This window comes from Paenibacillus sp. LS1 (assembly GCF_026013365.1).
Classification (GTDB): domain Bacteria; phylum Bacillota; class Bacilli; order Paenibacillales; family Paenibacillaceae; genus Paenibacillus.
Genome location: NZ_JAPDOE010000007.1, coordinates 208130 through 227320 on the forward strand (window position 1 = coordinate 208130; position 19191 = coordinate 227320).

General features: G+C 37.2%; 11 protein-coding genes. 2 read left to right on the forward strand and 9 right to left on the reverse strand.

All coding sequences use genetic code 11. The features are described from left to right. The 9 genes from OM416_RS22600 to OM416_RS22640 all read right to left on the reverse strand — a co-directional run bounded on the left by OM416_RS22600 (position 1) and on the right by OM416_RS22640 (position 16274). Positions 1 to 924: a helix-turn-helix domain-containing protein gene (locus tag OM416_RS22600; RefSeq protein WP_264933230.1), complete on the reverse strand. Its 924-nt coding sequence runs from the start codon at positions 922 to 924 to the stop codon at positions 1 to 3. Between the two features lie 467 nt (positions 925 to 1391). Beyond that, a complete protein-coding gene (locus OM416_RS22605; protein WP_264933232.1) occupies positions 1392 to 5126 on the reverse strand; it encodes an NACHT domain-containing protein in 3735 nt (1244 codons plus the stop codon). Positions 5127 to 5586: 460 nt separating this feature from the next. Continuing rightward, positions 5587 to 7362 (reverse strand): hypothetical protein, encoded by a 1776-nt coding sequence (locus tag OM416_RS22610; protein WP_264933234.1) that lies wholly within the window; start codon positions 7360 to 7362, stop codon positions 5587 to 5589. A gap of 317 nt (positions 7363 to 7679) precedes the next feature. After that, positions 7680 to 9272: a TnsD family Tn7-like transposition protein gene (locus OM416_RS22615; RefSeq protein ID WP_264933236.1), complete on the reverse strand. Its 1593-nt coding sequence runs from the start codon at positions 9270 to 9272 to the stop codon at positions 7680 to 7682. Positions 9273 to 9323: 51 nt separating this feature from the next. Continuing rightward, positions 9324 to 11087 carry a TnsD family transposase gene (locus OM416_RS22620; protein WP_264933239.1) on the reverse strand — a complete coding sequence of 588 codons (1764 nt, stop codon included), beginning with the start codon at positions 11085 to 11087 and terminating at the stop codon, positions 9324 to 9326. Next, positions 11088 to 12824, reverse strand: a complete 1737-nt coding sequence (locus OM416_RS22625; protein WP_264933241.1) for an ATP-binding protein — start codon at positions 12822 to 12824, stop codon at positions 11088 to 11090. Further along, positions 12814 to 14967: a Mu transposase C-terminal domain-containing protein gene (locus OM416_RS22630; protein WP_264933243.1), complete on the reverse strand. Its 2154-nt coding sequence runs from the start codon at positions 14965 to 14967 to the stop codon at positions 12814 to 12816. Before OM416_RS22630 ends, OM416_RS22625 begins: the two co-directional genes overlap by 11 nt. 12 nt (positions 14968 to 14979) lie before the next feature. Further along, on the reverse strand, positions 14980 to 15783 hold the full coding sequence (locus OM416_RS22635) for a TnsA endonuclease C-terminal domain-containing protein (protein WP_264933245.1): 804 nt from the start codon (positions 15781 to 15783) through the stop codon (positions 14980 to 14982). A gap of 155 nt (positions 15784 to 15938) precedes the next feature. Further along, positions 15939 to 16274, reverse strand: a complete 336-nt coding sequence (locus OM416_RS22640) for a hypothetical protein (protein ID WP_264933247.1) — start codon at positions 16272 to 16274, stop codon at positions 15939 to 15941. Positions 16275 to 16439: 165 nt separating this feature from the next. Here OM416_RS22640 and OM416_RS22645 point away from each other — a divergent pair, with 165 nt between their 5' ends. Both OM416_RS22645 and OM416_RS22650 read left to right on the forward strand, forming a co-directional pair. Beyond that, entirely contained in the window at positions 16440 to 17156 is a 717-nt protein-coding gene (locus OM416_RS22645) for a hypothetical protein (protein WP_264933248.1), read from the forward strand. Positions 17157 to 17495: 339 nt separating this feature from the next. Continuing rightward, positions 17496 to 19166: an FAD-dependent oxidoreductase gene (locus tag OM416_RS22650; protein ID WP_264933332.1), complete on the forward strand. Its 1671-nt coding sequence runs from the start codon at positions 17496 to 17498 to the stop codon at positions 19164 to 19166. Positions 19167 to 19191: the final 25 nt, after the last annotated feature.

A 19191-nucleotide genomic window follows, 5' to 3' on the forward strand; every position in this document is an offset into this window, starting at 1 on the left:
TTATCTATGCATCCGAAACTTATGCGGGATCCCCTTCTGCCGTTTCACCTTCCAAAGAAAGTCACCAATTGCAAAAATTTTCGCATTTTTGATATTTACAGAATATTTTTTCTCTCGTGCATCCACTAATAGAAGCTCAAATACGTATTCCTCAGCACATATTCCGTGTTCATCAATATTTAGTCTAAATGGGTCTGATGATTCAAAGCCCACCATTAAGTGTCCAACTTTTTCGGTTTTTGGTGATAACACTAATTTGAAGTCTGCACCTATAAATTTATCAAATCCATATACATGATGCCTTGAGAGTTCTATTCCTTGATCATTGCGGACATATAAGGTGCCACCAATTATCGTAATAGGCAATTCTGTTGTATTTGTTAATACAACTTCTATAGAAGCACAACCTTCTGTAACGTGTACGGCGTGTAGTGTCTGTTCAAGAAAACTTATTTCAAATTGTCCTTTGTTTAAATACATATAGTCGAAGTCACTTCGTTTAGCAATTGTATTCATACTTCCTTTACGAATTAAGCAAAGTCCCTCTTTCAATCCACTGAAGTTCTTTCTCATCATATATGGTTTATTGTCTGTTTCGTAAATTTTAAAAATACCTAACACTAGACCCTTATATTCGTATTTGAAATAATCAAACTGTATTTCGGGTTCGATATTATTTAAAACCAACTGCACATAATTAGATGAGTCTATAAATTCTTTTGGATCAATTCCTTTTATATCCTTGCCTTCTGGTCGATCCTTGACTCCAATAATAATGAATTTATCTCCATTATGCCGAGAATTGGCCATTGCCATTATATCCATAAGCAAATCCATACTTTTGTCTTTATGGTATTGTCTCTCTTTAAAGTCCAGGAATTCGCACTCATACCCTGATTCAATTAACTCAACAATCTTATCCATAGGCACCTCACTATACATCTATGTACAACAAACTATATATTTACATCTTTACTGTAAAAATTCGACATCATGCAAGAAAATCCTACTTTATTCACAAAAGTTCTCATCTAATAAGAACTATAAAGTATTTTGAAAAATTGAGAATTGATCTTGCTAATGTACTTATTGCTCTTCTAATTCACTACTTAGTTGATAAATAATTTTCATTATAGTTACCCACTAATAAAGAAATGTTCTACAGCTCTCTGCGATGTTCATTTCGATACTTATATCTCTCTATGAATCAGCACTTTTGAACTCAATAAGACGTACAATATATTTTCAAAATTTAAAAAAGGGAGCCCAACTTAATGTCTCGGACCCCCTGTTTGAATATGTTGAAATTTTCAATTCAGTTGTACAAATTTTAACCATTATAAAGTAGGAATTTGATTATGAATTCGAATCAATATTTATGTCTCACCGGTTCAACTTCTAATCGTGGCATCAAAGACATACGAACTGACATGCTTGTTAAATGCACCAGACAAATCCTCAGCCTGCTGACTAAAGAACTGTTTGGCGTCGTTAATTTGCATAGCTGGAGTCTTCTTGAGTCGGGTATCAGTAGGGTCCTTCCATCCAGCACATAGGAACCACCCTATCAAGTATATGCCGTAGTCACAATGTTGGTTCTCCATGTAACGGCTGACCAATTGTTTCTCCATTGCAGTCTTCAGTGAGTCATTCCAGCAACCTTTTACTTCTATTATCAGTGAGATCGTTTCTTTTTGGGTCGTACACAAATCTACTTTAATATCGATCCTCTCTCCCCTTCTCCCTCCTGCGTAATCATATCGACTTTGTTCCACTTCCCGACTGACGATGATTCCGTATTCAAGCAGTTTATCTGCTAGACGCGCTTTGATTAAATCAGAAAACTCGTTTTCTGTCTTCGGAACTTGCTTGTCGTCAATTTTATTCCACATTGTGAAGATGAGCGGATTATCTGAGTGAAGCATTCTCTCGTAGTCCTCCAAAATGTCTTTGACGACTTCAATAAGTTGCTGCCCATTAATTATCGGCATTCTCTTTTTCCCGTGAACCGTCTTTATAATTGCTTCAGGTAGCGGAGGATTCCACGATTTTTTCAAGTAGTCATTGCGTATGAATGACCACACTGATTGTACATGTTCCGAATTCGGCAACTTCTTACTAAGAAATTTGATCTGTCGATAGGACTCCTCCGTGTTACGCTCCTTCAACTCACTAATTAACAGTGCTTTTAAATTATTAAATGTATAGGAGTAATCAATTTCGTTAACGTTTAGCCATTCAAACAGCTCGGCAATTGCTTCCGATGACCACTTTTCCTGAAAGGAATAGTTTCGGAATGTTGCTAAATAACGTTCGATGATGCTTTTGCCGTATTCCTTATCTTCTTGCATGATTGGCCTCAGTAGTGCCCAACCTGCGTCTTCAGAGAAATCCATCATAATTGCCAGTGCCTCTGATGCACGTTCTCTTACTTGTACGTTGGAAGGGTTCCGTCCTTTGTCCACAAGTGACTCCACGATTTGCTTTATCATAGGATGACGCTGCTCAAGTAAGATGCTGATGATAAGCCCGAAAGCTTCTAGATCAATCGTTTCGTCCTGCATTAGTGTTAGCAACCGCGTAGCAGTATCCTCGTCCCAACAGTTCACGAGTTGACTGATTACTGTATATCGAGCTCCCCATCCCCAAGATAACTGGCGTACGTAACGAAAAATACCATTTAACGTCTCCAACCGATGGAGACAATGAAACATCTTGAGGATCTCCATACCATCCACATATTGACTGATTCGTGGGTTGGTGACGGCATCTAAGGATCGATGCACAGCTTCTGGAGACAACGTTTCAAAAAACATCCTTTCATTCATAAAAACAAGCTGAATGGCGTCAAGCATGTTCATTATGTATCCGTACCGATCGGAGTTTTCTATACTTGCAGAAGGAGTGATAATGAACTGCTTTGCTGCTAGCAGTATACGCGCTCTCAAATCCTCGTTGGCTTGTTTCCAACCTAAGAATTGCGAGAAATCACTTGGATCAGAGCTGAATAAATTACTCCAATCACGAGGATTTAATTGTTTTATTAATGAGCCCCAGGCATTGGTTTGTCCACTTTCCATCCGATCTAATAGTTCCAATGCTGCCTCTTGCTGAAAAACTGGCGGGGTATGCGACCATTTTGCTGGTTTTTCAGTGAACTGTTCCTTTTCAGGCTTACTCGCGCACTTTAGGAAATTGTTTTCTCTTAAGCTGTCCTCTAGCCTCACAATACGTTTCTTCAACTCTTCTTCACTTTCGTCAAATTTACTGAGCAATACTTTGTACACTTCCAAATAGACAGAGGATGAATTTTTCCGATTCACATATTCGGGTGAATCAAGTATCGTATCACTAAGCGTTACTAGTTGTTCCGAGCATAATGATTGGACAATTGAACGAATATGCTCAGAAACTGTATCTTCTCGTACGTATAAGTCGAGCATGTATTCCAATAATTCCATTAATGTCAGATGATTCGGATACAATCTTTTTAACAGGGGAAAGCACATATGATCGTACCGATAGGTATAGTTATCAAGAAAAAACTTCATCGGCCGCAACTGCTCATCTGGACATAATTTATACAGGACGGGGAATACTTCGTCTAGCAAGTCTCCATCCCAGTTGTGGAAACAATCAAGTATCGTACTTATCGTCTCGGTCATATCGCTGTAATAGACAAAATTCAGAGCAGTTCTTTTAGCCAAATCCGAACTTGCCGGATCGCTAAGACAATGGTTTACGATATCTATGATTTCTGGAATCCTAAGCTCTTTAATGAGATCACTATCCCAATAATGCCTGGAGTAATCCGGATCCGACTTGTTGAACACCGACAAAACGAATTTTTTCTTTGTATCAACTGTTAACTGAAACCGATCGAAAAGAAACAGAAGCTCCGGCTGTTTGTCAACAAGTTCATTCAGAAAAGACTCATTAAATTCACCGAGCCAGGCGGCTGTTTGATGAAGTTGAGGAACGAATTGGCCTTCAAAATCGCCGGGGTGCATAAAAAAATGTAGTAGTTGCTTTGTCTTCACTCCACTAGCATTCAAATAATAGGCGGCTAAAAACTCTTCATACGATTTGTGGGCCCACGTCAACTGCTCGGGTCCGTTATCGACGAATAGCCCTGTAGTCAGTACTTCATTCCAATCGGCTTCAGTAATCACTCTCGTGTCATATTCGTTCTGCACGTCCCGTAATTGGATGGTGCCGATCTGGTGCGCTCCTCCTTCCAAGCCAGTGTGAATGATATGTCGGTTCGTCAACATACAAACCGCTGCCATCTTCGCTGCGTATTCCAGTTTTTGCGCCACGGATAGTCGCCCAGCAATAAACCTCTTTGCTCTTCGATCCGGGTTTACTTCCTCACAAAGCTTATAACAACCTCGATCGTATAGCTCCTTCTTGACTATCGGCTGATCGTTCCATGTATTCAGAAGCATGTGCAGCGTAACTGGTCGGCTAGCTAACGCTTCAATTCGATGCTTTTTCACTTGAGAAACAAATGTTTGAGACGCATGCTCGTGATTAATGCTAGCTTCTTTCACGTCTTTCTCCCTGAGCGGCGCAAGTCTATAAAAATGGACGTTGCCTTTTGAGAACTTACACTCCAGATTATATTCCAAGCCACTCGGAAACGCCCCAGTTCTGCAAGCGATTCGGAGGTATAGTCTGGAAACGTCCAGTTGATCCAAAATGTCTTCCAACAAATTGCATAGGACTTGTAGTTGCATGAATCCTTCATCAAAGCTGTCAAACACCAAATATAATTTACTGTTCTGCTCTTGCTTCCAATCCGCATACTTTTCGTTGTTAATGATGCTGTTGTTTAAGAATTGGTCGGTGGTAATCTTTTTTAGATCTACGAAAATTACGTATGAATTTGTATTTTCTAACTGATCTTTCATTTCAACGAAAACGGTGCTTTTACCGCTGCCTGGCTCACCCAGCAAAATTAGACATTGCTGGTCCTGCAGTTCTGATAACGTCACCAGTTCAGGATGTTGCTGTGCCGTAAAGCTCTCATCTGGGTCAACTAGAAAACCGTCATGCAAAAAAGAGTTGGGATCTATTCCTCTTGGATAACAATAACGGGTCCAATTATATTGAGTCGTGCTCATAGTAACTCCTTTTTCATATCCATATTCTCAATCATCATGCTAAGTTTGTATTTCGACAAAAAAATGCTATCTACCTTCAAAAGACAACAAAAAGAAAACCTTGTTCCGCAAGGTTTCTTTTTGTTTAGTATGGTGAATCAAAAAGGAGCAAATGTGGGTGCATCTATAGGACTAATCCAAGTATTGAATTGAAATTGAAATCAATGAAAGACATCGCTTATAAATATAATCATGGTGTCGAATTCTAAAAGTTATTCTTGGTTTGAGTAATTTCGAGATATTCATTATCAAATAGATCCTTATAATGAGCTTTTTGACCACTCATATCTCTAATGATCTTACTTACCGGATGACTTGTCGTCATTAGGACCATTATTTTGTTTTGACATTATTTATTTACTGATTCTTTTGATCTAACAGTTACCAATGTCACATATAAGTTATATTATATTTATTCATTTTATTGCGCATCCATGTGTGCTACACAACCATCACAAAGTCCGTCCTTTTCTTGGTTTAGAGTTTTATCGCATCTCATACAAAAACCTAGTGTATTTACTCTTCCACAATTCAGGCATTCCCCGGTCTTATATCTTAACGTACTCTCTGCGTCTGAATCTTCCTCACTAAAATAAACCGAACGGGATTCACAATAACGACAAGGTACACTAGCGATCTGATCTTCTGTGATTTCTGGAAAATCTGAAGATACCAAAGATGAGATGAACTTTTCCATTTTAGATAATCCAGATGTGACCTCCCAGTGATCATAAACTAAAGGCATATAATTGGTTTGCTCGTCGTTATACTCTGCTTCTCCATTTGTATAATATATATCAAACATTTCCTCTTTATCATTTGTTATCACTTGTAAAGTTATTGTACTTAGTTCCCCTGCAGATGAATTGATATCCGGCAGAACACTCACTTTTATATCATCTCTTGTTATATTATGCTCAATGATGAAGATAATAGCTTCCTCTTTAAGAGTAGTCTCAAAATATGAGATCTCCAAATCGGATCGATAATAAAACATGTCTCTCAGGTGATCAAAAATGGTGCTTAAATGCTCATCGAATTCATAAATAATCTCACTCTCATCAAGAATACGAATACCAGTTGCTTCTTCTATAGTATCTCTCCAATCATCAGCTTGTTGCCTTTCCATAACTTCTGCTTCAAATCTTATTTCTTCCACGTAACTTGCTGCCTCAGTCTCCGTGTATGCATCAAACTTCTCCTCGGCATCTGCGATCAATTTTTGGAGCTCATTCATGCTTTTATTGAACTTATCCCTTAATCTTAAATCTATAAGTTTATTATGAGCTACATGATTACGATCTGTCTTAAACTCGCTCCAAAGACCATCAAATTTTCTGAAATCACATGAAAACCATGGAAGAAAATAATCTTCCCAAAAATTTTTATCTACTTCCATTTGTTCTTTTAATTCCCTTATTAAGGTAGGGTGTAATTTCTCAATTGATTTAGTGTTAAAAAAGATACTGTTCATTAAGTTCTGGAAAATAAAAAGCCTTTCTTTTTCGTCTCGAGAAAAAACATTTATCGGTTCAGCAAAATCTTCAAATGGATTCAAACCATCAGGATCGCGAAAAAAACTATTTCTCTTGATCTTATATGTCTTAAAATTCAAAATTCGAGTTAAATCACCTGTATCAATAGACATCAGGTTTGTATGTATATTGTCAAAACTAGGAGTTCGACGTCTGTATTTGTCACTTCTTTCGTTATATTTATTGATCAAGTCAGCTGGCATATACTTCTCCCACCAGTCCCCCCCGAGCTCAAAGAACATTATACTGTTGATAAGTCTTCTCAGAGAATTCTCTACATTATGTACTTTCTTATATAATTCTTCGGCAAAAAGTTCAGATTGAGTATCCTCCAACCAAACACATTGCTCCCAGTCATCAATCATCAAATCTTTAATTTTTATCTTTAAATCATGTAATTCAAGATTCGATGGATCTTTAGATGGAAGAATAACATCTACTTTAAGTTGGATGGTTTCATAAGTAGCAAGGACAGTAAAGTTAACAAAAAAATCCGTTTGCTTGTATTCAAAGGTCGCTTTACGTATTGCCTCTTTATTTGAATAGAACTCTAAACTATTTGAATTCAAATCTAATTTCACTTTTTCCATAATTTGTTCTGTATAGGAGTAAAAATCAAAGTTACTGCTGTCTTTCTTATTAATCATTACAAACTTTATCATCAGCCAATTCTCCTTTTGAAAATATCCAGAATGATTATTTTAATCATCATCACAAAACTTTAATTTTCTCTTACAAACATCGCATTCTACTTGAATCACAAGACCAATGGCTGTGGGAATAAAAATGTACGAGAACTTCGCCCCTGAAACATCAATAGGTTTACATGAATCCCAATTTTTAATTTGTTCTATCATATCATCAGTTATTTCGAATATCACCTAATTCACTCCTAATATTGTTATTATCATCTGAGTTTCATTAAAAAACAGATCTAGACAATACATACATTGCTCATTTAGATTGTTGTAGACTCATATTATCCCATCAAACGCTTACGCTCATGATACTGTTCCGTTGTTTCAATTACCTGCTCAAGCTTCGCACGGCTAAGAGGTAATTTTTCTCGTTTAGTGTGAATCATCGTCGTACAATGAAGCTTTTGTACGATTATTGAACGCGATATCCGACGATTGTATTTTGATTTCAATGTAGTAGCTGCTTTTTCAATATTCTGCGCTAAAATTTCATCTCTTTTTTTCCAATCTACACGTTGGTATGGCACTCTCTTGTCACCATAATTTTTCCTTTGACGCTTAGGTTTGTGACGAATACTTCGATTAGTACTTGAACAATCCTTAGCTGACTCTGAATAATTCAAGTATTTTTTGACGGTTCCGGGATCAACCCCCAACCTTCTGGCCTTTTCTCGTAAGCTCAAAGCAGGATTCAGAGATAATTCATTTAATTTCTCCATCCATTCGGCACCTAGCTGCTTAATTCTGCCAACTCGAAAAATATCCGTTTCAGATTGATCCGGCCCTCTACGTGAATATATAAAGCCACAGCTACACTGGAACGTGCCAACAGGTTTTGAGGTATCCGAACACCTTGTCACACGGACAGATTCAATTACTTTGCTCCCAAAGTGGGATGCTGCTTTGTTTAAGCAGGGCCATGGACCATTACCAAAAGCATTAGCCTTACTGTACTGTTTCTTCTCCACTAGGTCCCTAGTATTCATATCTAAAAAATACTGCATTAGAATATGCCTTAAAGGATGTGTTGCATGCCGAGGTTTCCTCAACATTTTGTGTAGCCATGTACACTGGCTACCTATATCTAGAGGGCTGCCTAGATTTCTAAGATAAGCTGAACCATAGAAGGAATTCAACTCGGGAATAAGATCCATAAATCTGATGTTTCCTCCAGCAGTTAGAAATCCCATCTCTTGAAGCTTGTATAAGTAGTGTTTTCTGACTGCTTCAAGCCCCAGTGGCTCATAAGTCATTGTTAAAAGATCAATAGATCTTTGAGCAATATCAACTTCCTTATTACTTCCTTCGAGAGCGAGCGGAATATTTTCTGGAAGTATAGATTCTAGTGGTATAAACTCATGTTTCTTTCCTTTTTGTGCATAGTGAATCGAAGAATCTAAAAGGTAACACTGATGTTCAATACACACCGAAACACCAGTTAGTTGATGAGAACGATGCCAGTAAGCAACACCAACCTTTAAACGATCCGCTGAAACACACTGACCACAGTACCTAAGAAAAAGAGGCCTTTCTACTCCGCTTGGAGGTAGTCCTAGCCACATATAAATAGATTGACAATTGGAGTGTACCAACGTGTAAAATATTCGATTAAATCGAGCTTCTTGAATAAAGGGACGATAATATGGAATTAGCGTGTGATGCTCCAATAAATACACAATAGGTATTGCCCTCCCTGGTATGTGAGTGTTTAACGTATGAAGATAACCAGAGTAGGCAGTTGTAGCAGAAACATTTGAGTTAGAAAATAGATCTAATAATGTTTTTCTATTATTTTCATTTCCAGAATTAACATGGTACCTAGCAAAAATGCTGTATAATAATTCATCCGGTAAAGGAGTAGGAAAGTTGATCATGGTCTCTTTTTTCCTTCCTATGTTTGTTTGCATTGCTTAAAGGATAAAAACTCATCTCATATGAGAATTCCTTACTTTATACATTTCATCTGTTTCGATATTTGATTCAAGAAGGGCTCTACTACGCGGCAGTAAGGACAAGTTTCGATTGTACTGGATTCTTCTGATTCTTGGGAGGAGTTCAAGAATGGAATCTCTAGCGATCCATCTAACCGGATTAGCATTATAAATTGTAACAATTGCTCGCTCTAGTTCAACATAAATTTCACTGTCTAAGATTTCAGTGTTAATCTCTTTAGCAGATGCTTCTTTTGAAGGAAGATGCATCTCCATCCAATCACTTTCATACTTCATTAGCCAGGAAAATTGAGTTTGTGTATATACAGAAATTTGAGATCGAGTTGTGCCAGGACCAAGTGCCCCTATGGTTTCCATGACAACCTCTTTGTATTTTTCTGCTTTATCTGCTTTTTCAAGATTTGCTTCAGCATAAGCTACTTCTAATCTGACATCCTTTTCATTATCTAAAAGTGCATTTCTTTTTAAATCAACAAAAGGCCTCATGTATTTGTATAATATACTCTTTTTAATTCCTAGCTCTTCACTAATTTCTGTGTAATTTAATCCTTTATCCCAGTATTCAATTACTTTCTGTACAAATAAAGATCCCCATGTTTCAATAACATATTCAGATGTCTCCATTTCATTAAATTTCATCTTTTTAATATAGATACAACCGCAATATGAACATTTAAATTTCCCAGTGACTAATTCATGTACTTGGCGTTTTATACTGGTAATTACAGGTTTATTATAATAAGTACATACTGGATTGAAACATTGCCAAGGACCCGTGCCAAAAGGGATTTTATTTGAATAAATTTCGGTTTGACTTAGAAATGATTGTACTGATCCGGAAAAGAATCGCATCAATAGAATGTATATAACAATAAAATTCCCCATGTGACTTTTGTTAAATAAACGTTTTTCCCTAAACTCCCGAATTAATTTTTCTTCTGATAGACCAAATTTAGATAAACAATTTTCACCGTAGAACTCAGTTAAATTGGATATTATGTCTTTATCTGAATTAAACTCTCCTCTAAAATCGATATAATTTCGAGCCCCGAGACACATCATAAATTTATAGTATAACAAGTTTATTCCTGTCTCTTTTTCATTCATTATTGTTTCAATATCGTCTCGTATTCCTTGATCTATATTTTCAACTCTTACATCCCTATCTATCGGGATATAATGATTACAATAGTTACAATTAAGACTTATTAACATTTCTTTTCCATCTTTTTGAACCAAACGTTCTCCGCAATGAGTACATACAGAAATGAGTTCTCCACCATGTTTTAAACAGTGGCTTAGAAAAACAAATTGATGCATCCTATGAAGATAAACTATCTGATACTGAGTAAAATCTCCCAACATGCATTCAGGACAATATCTTTCCACTTTACTGATTTGAGAATTGAATTTTTTGTTCAGTAGTTTTTTTCTTAATGAATATATTTTCATTCCTTGTAATAAATTTTCTTGTTGTATCTTTGTGAGAAAAATCTTAACTACGGGGAAGAAAGTGTGATTTTCAATGATCTTATCTGTAAAATCTTCTGATACCCCTAATTCTAGTGCTATTTGTGTAAGATTTATGGGATACACCACCTTTTTTGGTGAATTTCCGCCTAAAAGTTCCATTTTACACTTAGTGAATGTTTTTGCAGATCTCAAATAATACCTATGAAGAATACTACGGAAGTCCTCATCTGGATATGTTGGTGGGAAATAAATAATCTTCCCCATCTATTGTTCCTCCTCAATAGCAAATTCAACAAACTCGTCAAATGCTGCGACAAGTCCAGCTAGCTTGAGAGCTTCATCAATGGTTCTCTCTTGTCTATTAGCCCCATAGGAAATGAAACGTATATCATCTGCATCTAAGGTTCCTTTAGTTTTCATTTTGGCTTTTCGAGGTTTACTTTCTGTGATCGGATCTACTTTATTTTCTGTTTCTGAGTCTTTATATGCAAGAACCTTCTGCGCGATCAGGGAATACAGAAGTTCTACATCGACTTTTTCATTTCTATTCTCTAATTCAATCTGCTCTGAAAAAGCCATCGCTTTCTCAGACGTAGTTCCCATCTTCATTGCAAAGGCACATAATTGGTCAATTAATACTTTGCGGTTATTTTGGATTAAAATTAACTTGTGTTCTTCAGAAAGTTGACCGTCAATCGTTATTCGATGCTGAGCATCCATGATATATTTTTTGAAAACAATCCAATCGGGCTTCAAATCTTCATATTCATCAGGATCAACTTTCTCCTCTCCCCGTATACGTTCAAATATAGGTTGAACCAGTCGGAAAGTCTTACTTGCTACCGACTCTAGCATCTCTATAGTGATTGATTCTGTTTCCTCATACAATATTGCATGACACTGAATATGCATAAACAGTTTCACTGCAAAATCGGGAATTCCTAAGGTATGATAATACAACGCTGCCTTTAATTCAGGTGTAAGAGGAGTGAATTTTTTGGTGTACTGCAGATCCCAAAGACCTTGTACAAACAAATCCCATTCAACGCCATCCTTCATTCGATCTGTTATATTTTCTGCATAACCATCTGGTATCCCCCTCCTTGTGTTTGCCAAAGATGTCTTAAACAGATACAACGCTTTAAATGTCCCAATCATAATAATCGGTATCCCAATAGAATTGGTAAGTTCGGTGATGAAATCAATCATTTTTGCTTCTCCACCAGAATGTCCTTTATGAATTCGTTGGATTTCGTCAATAACAAGCACACCTAAATTAATTTGACCAGCTACTTTTGACATTCTTTTCGCCAGCACCTCAGCTCGACCATCCTTCTCCGCAAGATCATCATAATAAGAAGTGCCTAAGAGTTTATCTACGGCAAAATAGAAATTACGACAAAGTGCACCCACAGATTTATTACTTGGGCACTCGATATGAAGCCATAGTACCTGCTTGCAAGCTAAATAGTCTGATTTGTATCTGGTATGGTGAATAACTTGAGGTATTAGACTCAGAACTCTCTCGTAGGATTTAGATTTCCCCATTCCACTCAACCCTATATCAGCCATCTGTTGAGCTGTTTGAACATTGCCCATTAAATTTTCTCCATATTCATTGGTTCCAGCGGACAATATTTTATCTAAGCCAATGGAAAGTTGTCTTTGGTACATGGGACTAATGGGATTTCTAGATTGATATCCAATTTTAATCATTGTGTATAGATTTCTGTATTTTTCGAAATGGGATACTAGGGGTTGCCAATACATCGGTTTAATTTGTTGGACAAGTTCTAGTCGTTCTTCATCATCAAGTTGAGATAGATCACCTGTAAATCGGGGTACCGAATATAAAAGTTGATAAAGTTGCTCTTGAGTTAATCTAGGAGGAATAGCTTCTATGAGTGGATTATTTTGATATGCATCTATGATTTGTGGATAATACTCTGCCTCTATTTGTCTTCCTTTAAGATATACATATCGATCCGAATTATTGTTCATTCGGTAACCGCCTCTCTTTACTTTTACTTAAGAGAAAAAGTTGCATTTTACTCAAAGGGGGATTGGAAGTATCTTCCTGTAACGTTGATTTAGATTCAGTACATGTGAAAACCTTCTCATCCGTTTGACGTCGGGCAGTCCAAGAAGTCTCACTTCCAGTAATACGAGACTCTAGTTTTCTTTTAGCCCGCTTATTTTTATATCTATTAGACTTTGGCATTCCCTTTTGTTTCTCATTCATTTTTTCTCTTTCCAACTTAGTCAAATATTTAGCAGCAGCATCTAATTCGGACTCAATTTGGTAACGCTCGTTTTTTGCCATTTGTAATTTTTTCTTTTTGAAATTTAGTATAGATTTCACATCATCAATATGCATACCTTCATATTCCTTAAATTTTGCCGTTAGACTGCATTGCACAATAGAGCCATTTTTGAGTCGAATGAAAATACTACTGGAATTTCTAGGATCGTAGCTAACTTCAATTTGATGTTTACCCTCTATTTGTTCATCTTCGAACCAACCTTCCTTAACCCCAAGCTCACATGCATAATTTAGTTGATTTACATTAATCCCTCGTCTTGTTACAACTCCCTCTTCTTTAGGTAAGAGAACATATCGAATCAGCTCTCGAGGTTCTTCATGGAGTAAGCTTCGCTTAGCTCCCCAATTCCACATGGATATTGGTGTTAAATCCACATTATCTCTAGCCATTTCACTGGTTACTAGAAAATCATCACTAAGCGCTTTGCGATTATACTCCAGTACAAATAAAATAACGATCTTGGTAAATACCTCGAAGGTATAGACACTCTTTTTGGAAGGATCAAGTTCCCCTCTTTCACGATGTTCCTTATGGACCGCTCCGGGTATCAGTTCTTTTACACGTCCACAAAAGTTTCTAAATTGCTGTTCGATATATGGTTTCAGATCTGCTCGATACGAAGGAGGATTAGCTAAGCGAACATTTAAATTCACTAAATTATTCGAATTCTTGCTCTTCATCTCTCCACGATCCCCAACGATCTTTTGAGGAAGATGTTTAGATGGCCAATCCTCTTCATTAATGCTCACTCCATATTTAGCACAAAACTCCACCTTATCCGTAGAAGCATTTTCTAACGCCATCATACTTTCTACCCAGGAATTCGTTTTAGATATATGCATGCCCGCAATTAAACGACTCATTACATCTTTGACAAAATAAACATGAGGTCTCCCAATGACTGTAAGATAATCAGAAGAAAGTAAAAGTACATCAGCAGGTGTAGAATCCGTTTCATACAGTGCTCCCGGATTATGAATCTCCTCAATAGGTGAACCCAGTAAAGCTCTCGCTTTTATCTCTGCTTTTCGGTTGCCTACTTTAGCGGCCAAACGACTTTTTTTGTTATACTCTTTTTGATACCAATATCTGAATTGCTTTATAGATGGACAGTTAGTCATATTTATAATAGGGACCTTAACCTCATGCTTTCTATAGAATCCTTCATTATAATGCTCTTCACACATATGTTTGTGCGTAGCAGTTAAATTCATTTTCAATGCCGAATGATATTTTTGTATAGCAGACTTAAATATTTCTTTATCTTTAGCTGTCACAATAAAGTTGTGGTCTTCTGTTTTTGGCCCTGTTTTTATGTTTATTTTTCTATTGTCCCCCGTGACCCCTACATCGTTATAGTCATGTAATAAACCATTAATTGATTTCCCATAGAACCAATACCTTTTCAGTAGTCGATAAATCGTTTTCTGTGGTTTTCCTGTTCGATCTGATTCACTTCTAATTAGCTTCCCCCTTGATTCGCTCCAGAAAATTTCTGGTTCTTTATTCGCAATAGATTTTATTAATTCAAATTTCTGGTCTCTCTCAGCTCCATATTTGTTTAAATACTCATCAGTAGGATTTAAAAACAATAGATCCGGTTCATAAGAGGAAATACTCACTTCCTCCATCTCAAGTAAACGAAGCAGTTCTCCATAATCTCGAAAATAGGGTAATTGTAATTTATGCTTATCGTCTATGTTTACTAATACCACGTATGATTGATCAGGAGAAATCCAGAGAACCCGTTCAAGCGAGATCTCCTCATGGTCATCCGAAATACACTTTTGAAAAGCAACAACAGAGTTAATATAAATCACGATTTACACCACCTATTTACTTTTTGAACGTTCAATATGAAGAGGCGCACTCTCTCGTATAGGTTCCATGATTGAAGTTGTCCATTTCTTATTAGCTAACATGTGTTTTATCATAAACATCGATGTCCCAGGTTCTACACCCAGTTGATTATCACAGTTAAGACACTTTTTACTTATCGACATTGTCCGACTGAGAGATTGAAGTTTATACAGTAGAGGTTCTGCTAACATGTTAACCACTTCAAGATCCATACCCGGCCTACCTTCCAATCGCTTCGCGTCGTATAACCAATCAATGTTTCGTATGAATGAAATAGGCCTCCCAACATCAAAAACAACTTTCCACCCTAAATTCAACTCTTTATAGTACTGGCGCTCAATCTCGAATAGTTCCAATGTTCTTTTGTTCAGTTTATGAATAGGTTTGATGGTACGTGGATGCTCCTGAAGCTCACCATGTACACTCATCGTAGTAAGCATAAAATCAGTGGACATAACTACATCCTCTCCTTTATGTTGAGGATGTTTGATATTCAGCCTAGCTGCAATTTTCTGAGTAGCTTCAATGGGTGTTAGAGGGTATTGCTCCCTAATATCTACGACTTGATCAGACCAATCCTGAACAAGTAAATACTGATATTCATAATTTGAGAGTGTGTGGTGTATCCGATTAGAGTGCCACCCTAAAGTACGGGTGAGCCATCCCTCTGAAGCTACTTTATTGTCATTCGCTTGGATGAAAGGAACATACTGTTCACCTCTACCTTGCCCTCGTCCATCCTTCAATCGATTAACGTGAGTCTTATTAACTGACAATTCTCACACTCTCCTTAAAAAAAGACACATAACTTTGATGTTATGTGTCCCTCTAATGGTGTATATTTTCCTCATCATATCACAGATAAATAGAATTTTTAACTCTTTTTGTAAAAACTTGTCTAATGGGCAAGTTAGATATATTCTCCTCACATCTACAGCTTGTTACGATCCTTTCTCTGCCTTTTTCTTCGTGGCATCCTCTTGAGTTGTTGCATTTGTGTAAAGTATGCATCCCTATTCTTTGTATTGATTTCTACATCGTGGATACGACTACAAATAATATCTGGTTTGTTTTGATTAGGTCTTAGAATCAGTTTGTCTTCATGTACATTGTATTTAGAAATAGTTATCATCCAGCCCTTAATCATCGCTTTCTCGTACCAGCGTTCCCTCAAGGCTTCTCTACAAGAGTAGTATTGATCTCGGAAACAAATCCCTTGTATTGTGACTAATGCGAACTGTTCCTGGTCCACAACTCTATCATCCATCCTTCATCCTCCCCTATCCTTTATTACTATTTTTATATCCGCATTCGGATAATTTATACATAATTATCGTGATATCGATTAAATTGTTTTTGTTTTGCTTTCATTCCAACAGTAATTTTTATATTATCTTTCTCCGATAAGGTATATAAAGGAGAGTTGATAGAAATGTATAGACACTCAGTTCAACATCAAAAATTAAAAAGAGAATTGTACAAAATTTGCTTCGAAGATGTTACATTGCAGAATACGCTATTCAATAAGCGTACAAAATGGTTTGAAGGCATTTTTCTACTCTCACTAGCGGCTTGTATTATTTTACTCATGGTTTCTGGAGTGTTAATGGCTTTTTGGAACGCGGATCTAAGCCCTATGTACGGAATAACTATGGTTTCTTTATTGGTTATTTCTCTTTGTTGTATGTTAGCTACCATTTCGTCTTCTCGTATACATATCAAATCACAGTACAAGGATTTAGCTTTTATGATTGGTAAAAATAAATTTAAACTGGATCGAGAGGTACTCTTCTCTATTCGATGTGATCAAGTTTACTATTATCTGAAGAACAATGATTACGATTATAATGCACTAGATGATCTCATTGCTTATTATTCCATTGAAGGAGAATCCATTAAAAAAAATGGATGGGTTCCTTTTGCTATTTTTACAGCTTTCATCTTTCCCTTCTGGAATGAAACAGTAAGCAAATACTTAAATTGGACAGAAATTGATCAAATTGTTCCTTTAGTTTTGTTTGCTATTCTCCTTCCTATGGGGATTTGGGTCTGGAGACAAAATGTTGAATTGTTCATCTTCTCTAAACCAAACAACTATCTCGAACTTGCTAGGATTTTACGAACAGCCAAAACATTCCCTAAATTTTAGATAATATATACCAATGTTCTTCGCAAGGAAAGGGACATTGGTATTATACAATCCACTATTAGTTGGTTCAGTTTCAAATTATTTAATAAATGAGTTTAATTATTCACCTCTTAATGTGGAATGATTTAACACATAGGTTTCTGAATGTATGAAACTTAAAATGACAAAATAAACATATCTTCGTTTCTCCTTCCCTTGATTGGCAACACTCAGCAGCCTTTAAGCTTTATGTTCTGTTTAAGTCATCTGCTCCAGCACCTTCTATAGAGCAATGAATCTGGTTTCTTTTTGTATAAGTGAATGATAATATGTTTATATAATAATTAAGGAGGATGAATGATGAAGATTGTTATTGTAGGTTCTGTCGCTTCTGGAACATCCGTGGCAGCTAAAGCTAGGAGAAATGATGAATCAGCTGAAATTATTGTTTATGAAAAGGGACCGGATATTTCATACTCCATATGCGGCATCCCATATTTCTTAGGTGATGAAGTGTCTGAAATATCAGAACTGATCCCTCGTGATAAGAAATGGTTTGAAGCACGCTACAACGTCCAGATGAACATTAACCATGAAGTCAACTCCATTGATCCGGTGAAACAGACCATAACTGTAACTGATTTGACTAGTGGAGCAATACATGAAGAATCATTCGATAAGTTGGTTCTCGCTACAGGTGCTAATGTAGTCATTCCGGATGTTTTTAATACCCGATATTCAAATGTTTTCCCTGTACGAACGATGGAGGACACGCGGCAAATTGACTCGTTTATTGAAACCAACCAGCCGAAACAAGCCCTAATTATTGGTGCAGGCTATATAGGATTGGAGATCGTCGAACAGTTTACGAAAAAAGGGATTCAGTCTACTCTCTTGCAGCGAGGAAGTCAAATCATGTCTTCTTTTGATCCAGAGGTTGCTTTCCGGGTACAGGACTACGTGCAACAAAATGGTGTAGAAGTTCATACGAATGAAGAGGTCAGCTACATCCATAAGGATGAATCTAATCATATTTATGCCGTTGAAACGACAAGTGGTCATCGTTACGATGCTGATATGGTCATTCTGGCGACTGGGGTTAAACCTAACGTGACACTTGCGAAGCAAGCCGGTCTAACGCTAGGCGTGACAGGTGCTATTCAAGTGGACAAGCGTATGCAAACAAGTCATGAACATATCTACGCAGTCGGGGATGCGGCTGAAAGTTATTTATCAATTACTGGGAAGCCGTTCTACCATCCACTCGGTTCCACAGCAAACAAAACAGGCCGGATTGCTGGGGATGTGATCACAGGGGGAGATTTAGAATTTCAAGGAATTCTAGGTACCGGCATTTTCCGCGTGTTTGAACTAGCTGTTGCCACAACGGGTCTGACTGAAAAAGCAGCACGTGCAGATGGCTGGGACGTTGAAGTACTATACAATCTCAAACCATCCAAGCCTGAATATATGAATGGCAGTGAATTGTTGATTAAAGCCATAGCGGACCGAGCAAGCGGCCGTTTATTAGGTGCTCAAATCGTGGGTAAAGAAGGAGTCGACAAACGCCTGGACGTACTAGCGACAGCATTACATTTTAAAGCTCATGTCAAAGATCTCTTTCATCTGGATCTGGGATATGCTCCTCCCTTCTCCACAACGAAGGACCCTGTCTTATATACTGGGATGGCACTAGATAATGCTATCCGTCATGATCGTTCCCTCTTATCTCCTTCTGAACTAGTGGGTAATGAAGCAGATTATCAAATTATTGATACACGCTCCAAGAAGCAATTTAATGTAGGTCATGTTCATGGTGCTCAGCATATTCCCCTAAGTGACCTCAGGGAGAAGGCCGGAACATTGGATTCCAAGAAGCCAACGATCACCTATTGTAATAAGGGGACTACCGGGAATGCAGCACAGAACATACTCATTAATCTGGGGTTTGATAAAGTATACAACCTGTCCGGAGGCAATAAGAATTATCAGCAGTACCTCCGTTACTTGGATTCCGCGAAGAAGAAATAAGTCCAGACTAGCATGGAGGTGTTCA

Bases quoted from the DNA above. Each gene is read 5' to 3' on its own strand.
- OM416_RS22600 (WP_264933230.1), bottom strand. From the start codon at position 924: ATGGATAAGATTGTTGAGTTAATTGAATCAGGGTATGAGTGCGAATTC.
- OM416_RS22605 (WP_264933232.1), bottom strand. From the start codon at position 5,126: ATGAGCACGACTCAATATAATTGGACCCGTTATTGTTATCCAAGAGGA.
- OM416_RS22610 (WP_264933234.1), bottom strand. From the start codon at position 7,362: ATGATAAAGTTTGTAATGATTAATAAGAAAGACAGCAGTAACTTTGAT.
- OM416_RS22615 (WP_264933236.1), bottom strand. From the start codon at position 9,272: ATGATCAACTTTCCTACTCCTTTACCGGATGAATTATTATACAGCATT.
- OM416_RS22620 (WP_264933239.1), bottom strand. From the start codon at position 11,087: ATGGGGAAGATTATTTATTTCCCACCAACATATCCAGATGAGGACTTC.
- OM416_RS22625 (WP_264933241.1), bottom strand. From the start codon at position 12,824: ATGAACAATAATTCGGATCGATATGTATATCTTAAAGGAAGACAAATA.
- OM416_RS22640 (WP_264933247.1), bottom strand. From the start codon at position 16,274: ATGGATGATAGAGTTGTGGACCAGGAACAGTTCGCATTAGTCACAATA.
- OM416_RS22645 (WP_264933248.1), top strand. From the start codon at position 16,440: ATGTATAGACACTCAGTTCAACATCAAAAATTAAAAAGAGAATTGTAC.
- OM416_RS22650 (WP_264933332.1), top strand. From the start codon at position 17,496: ATGAAGATTGTTATTGTAGGTTCTGTCGCTTCTGGAACATCCGTGGCA.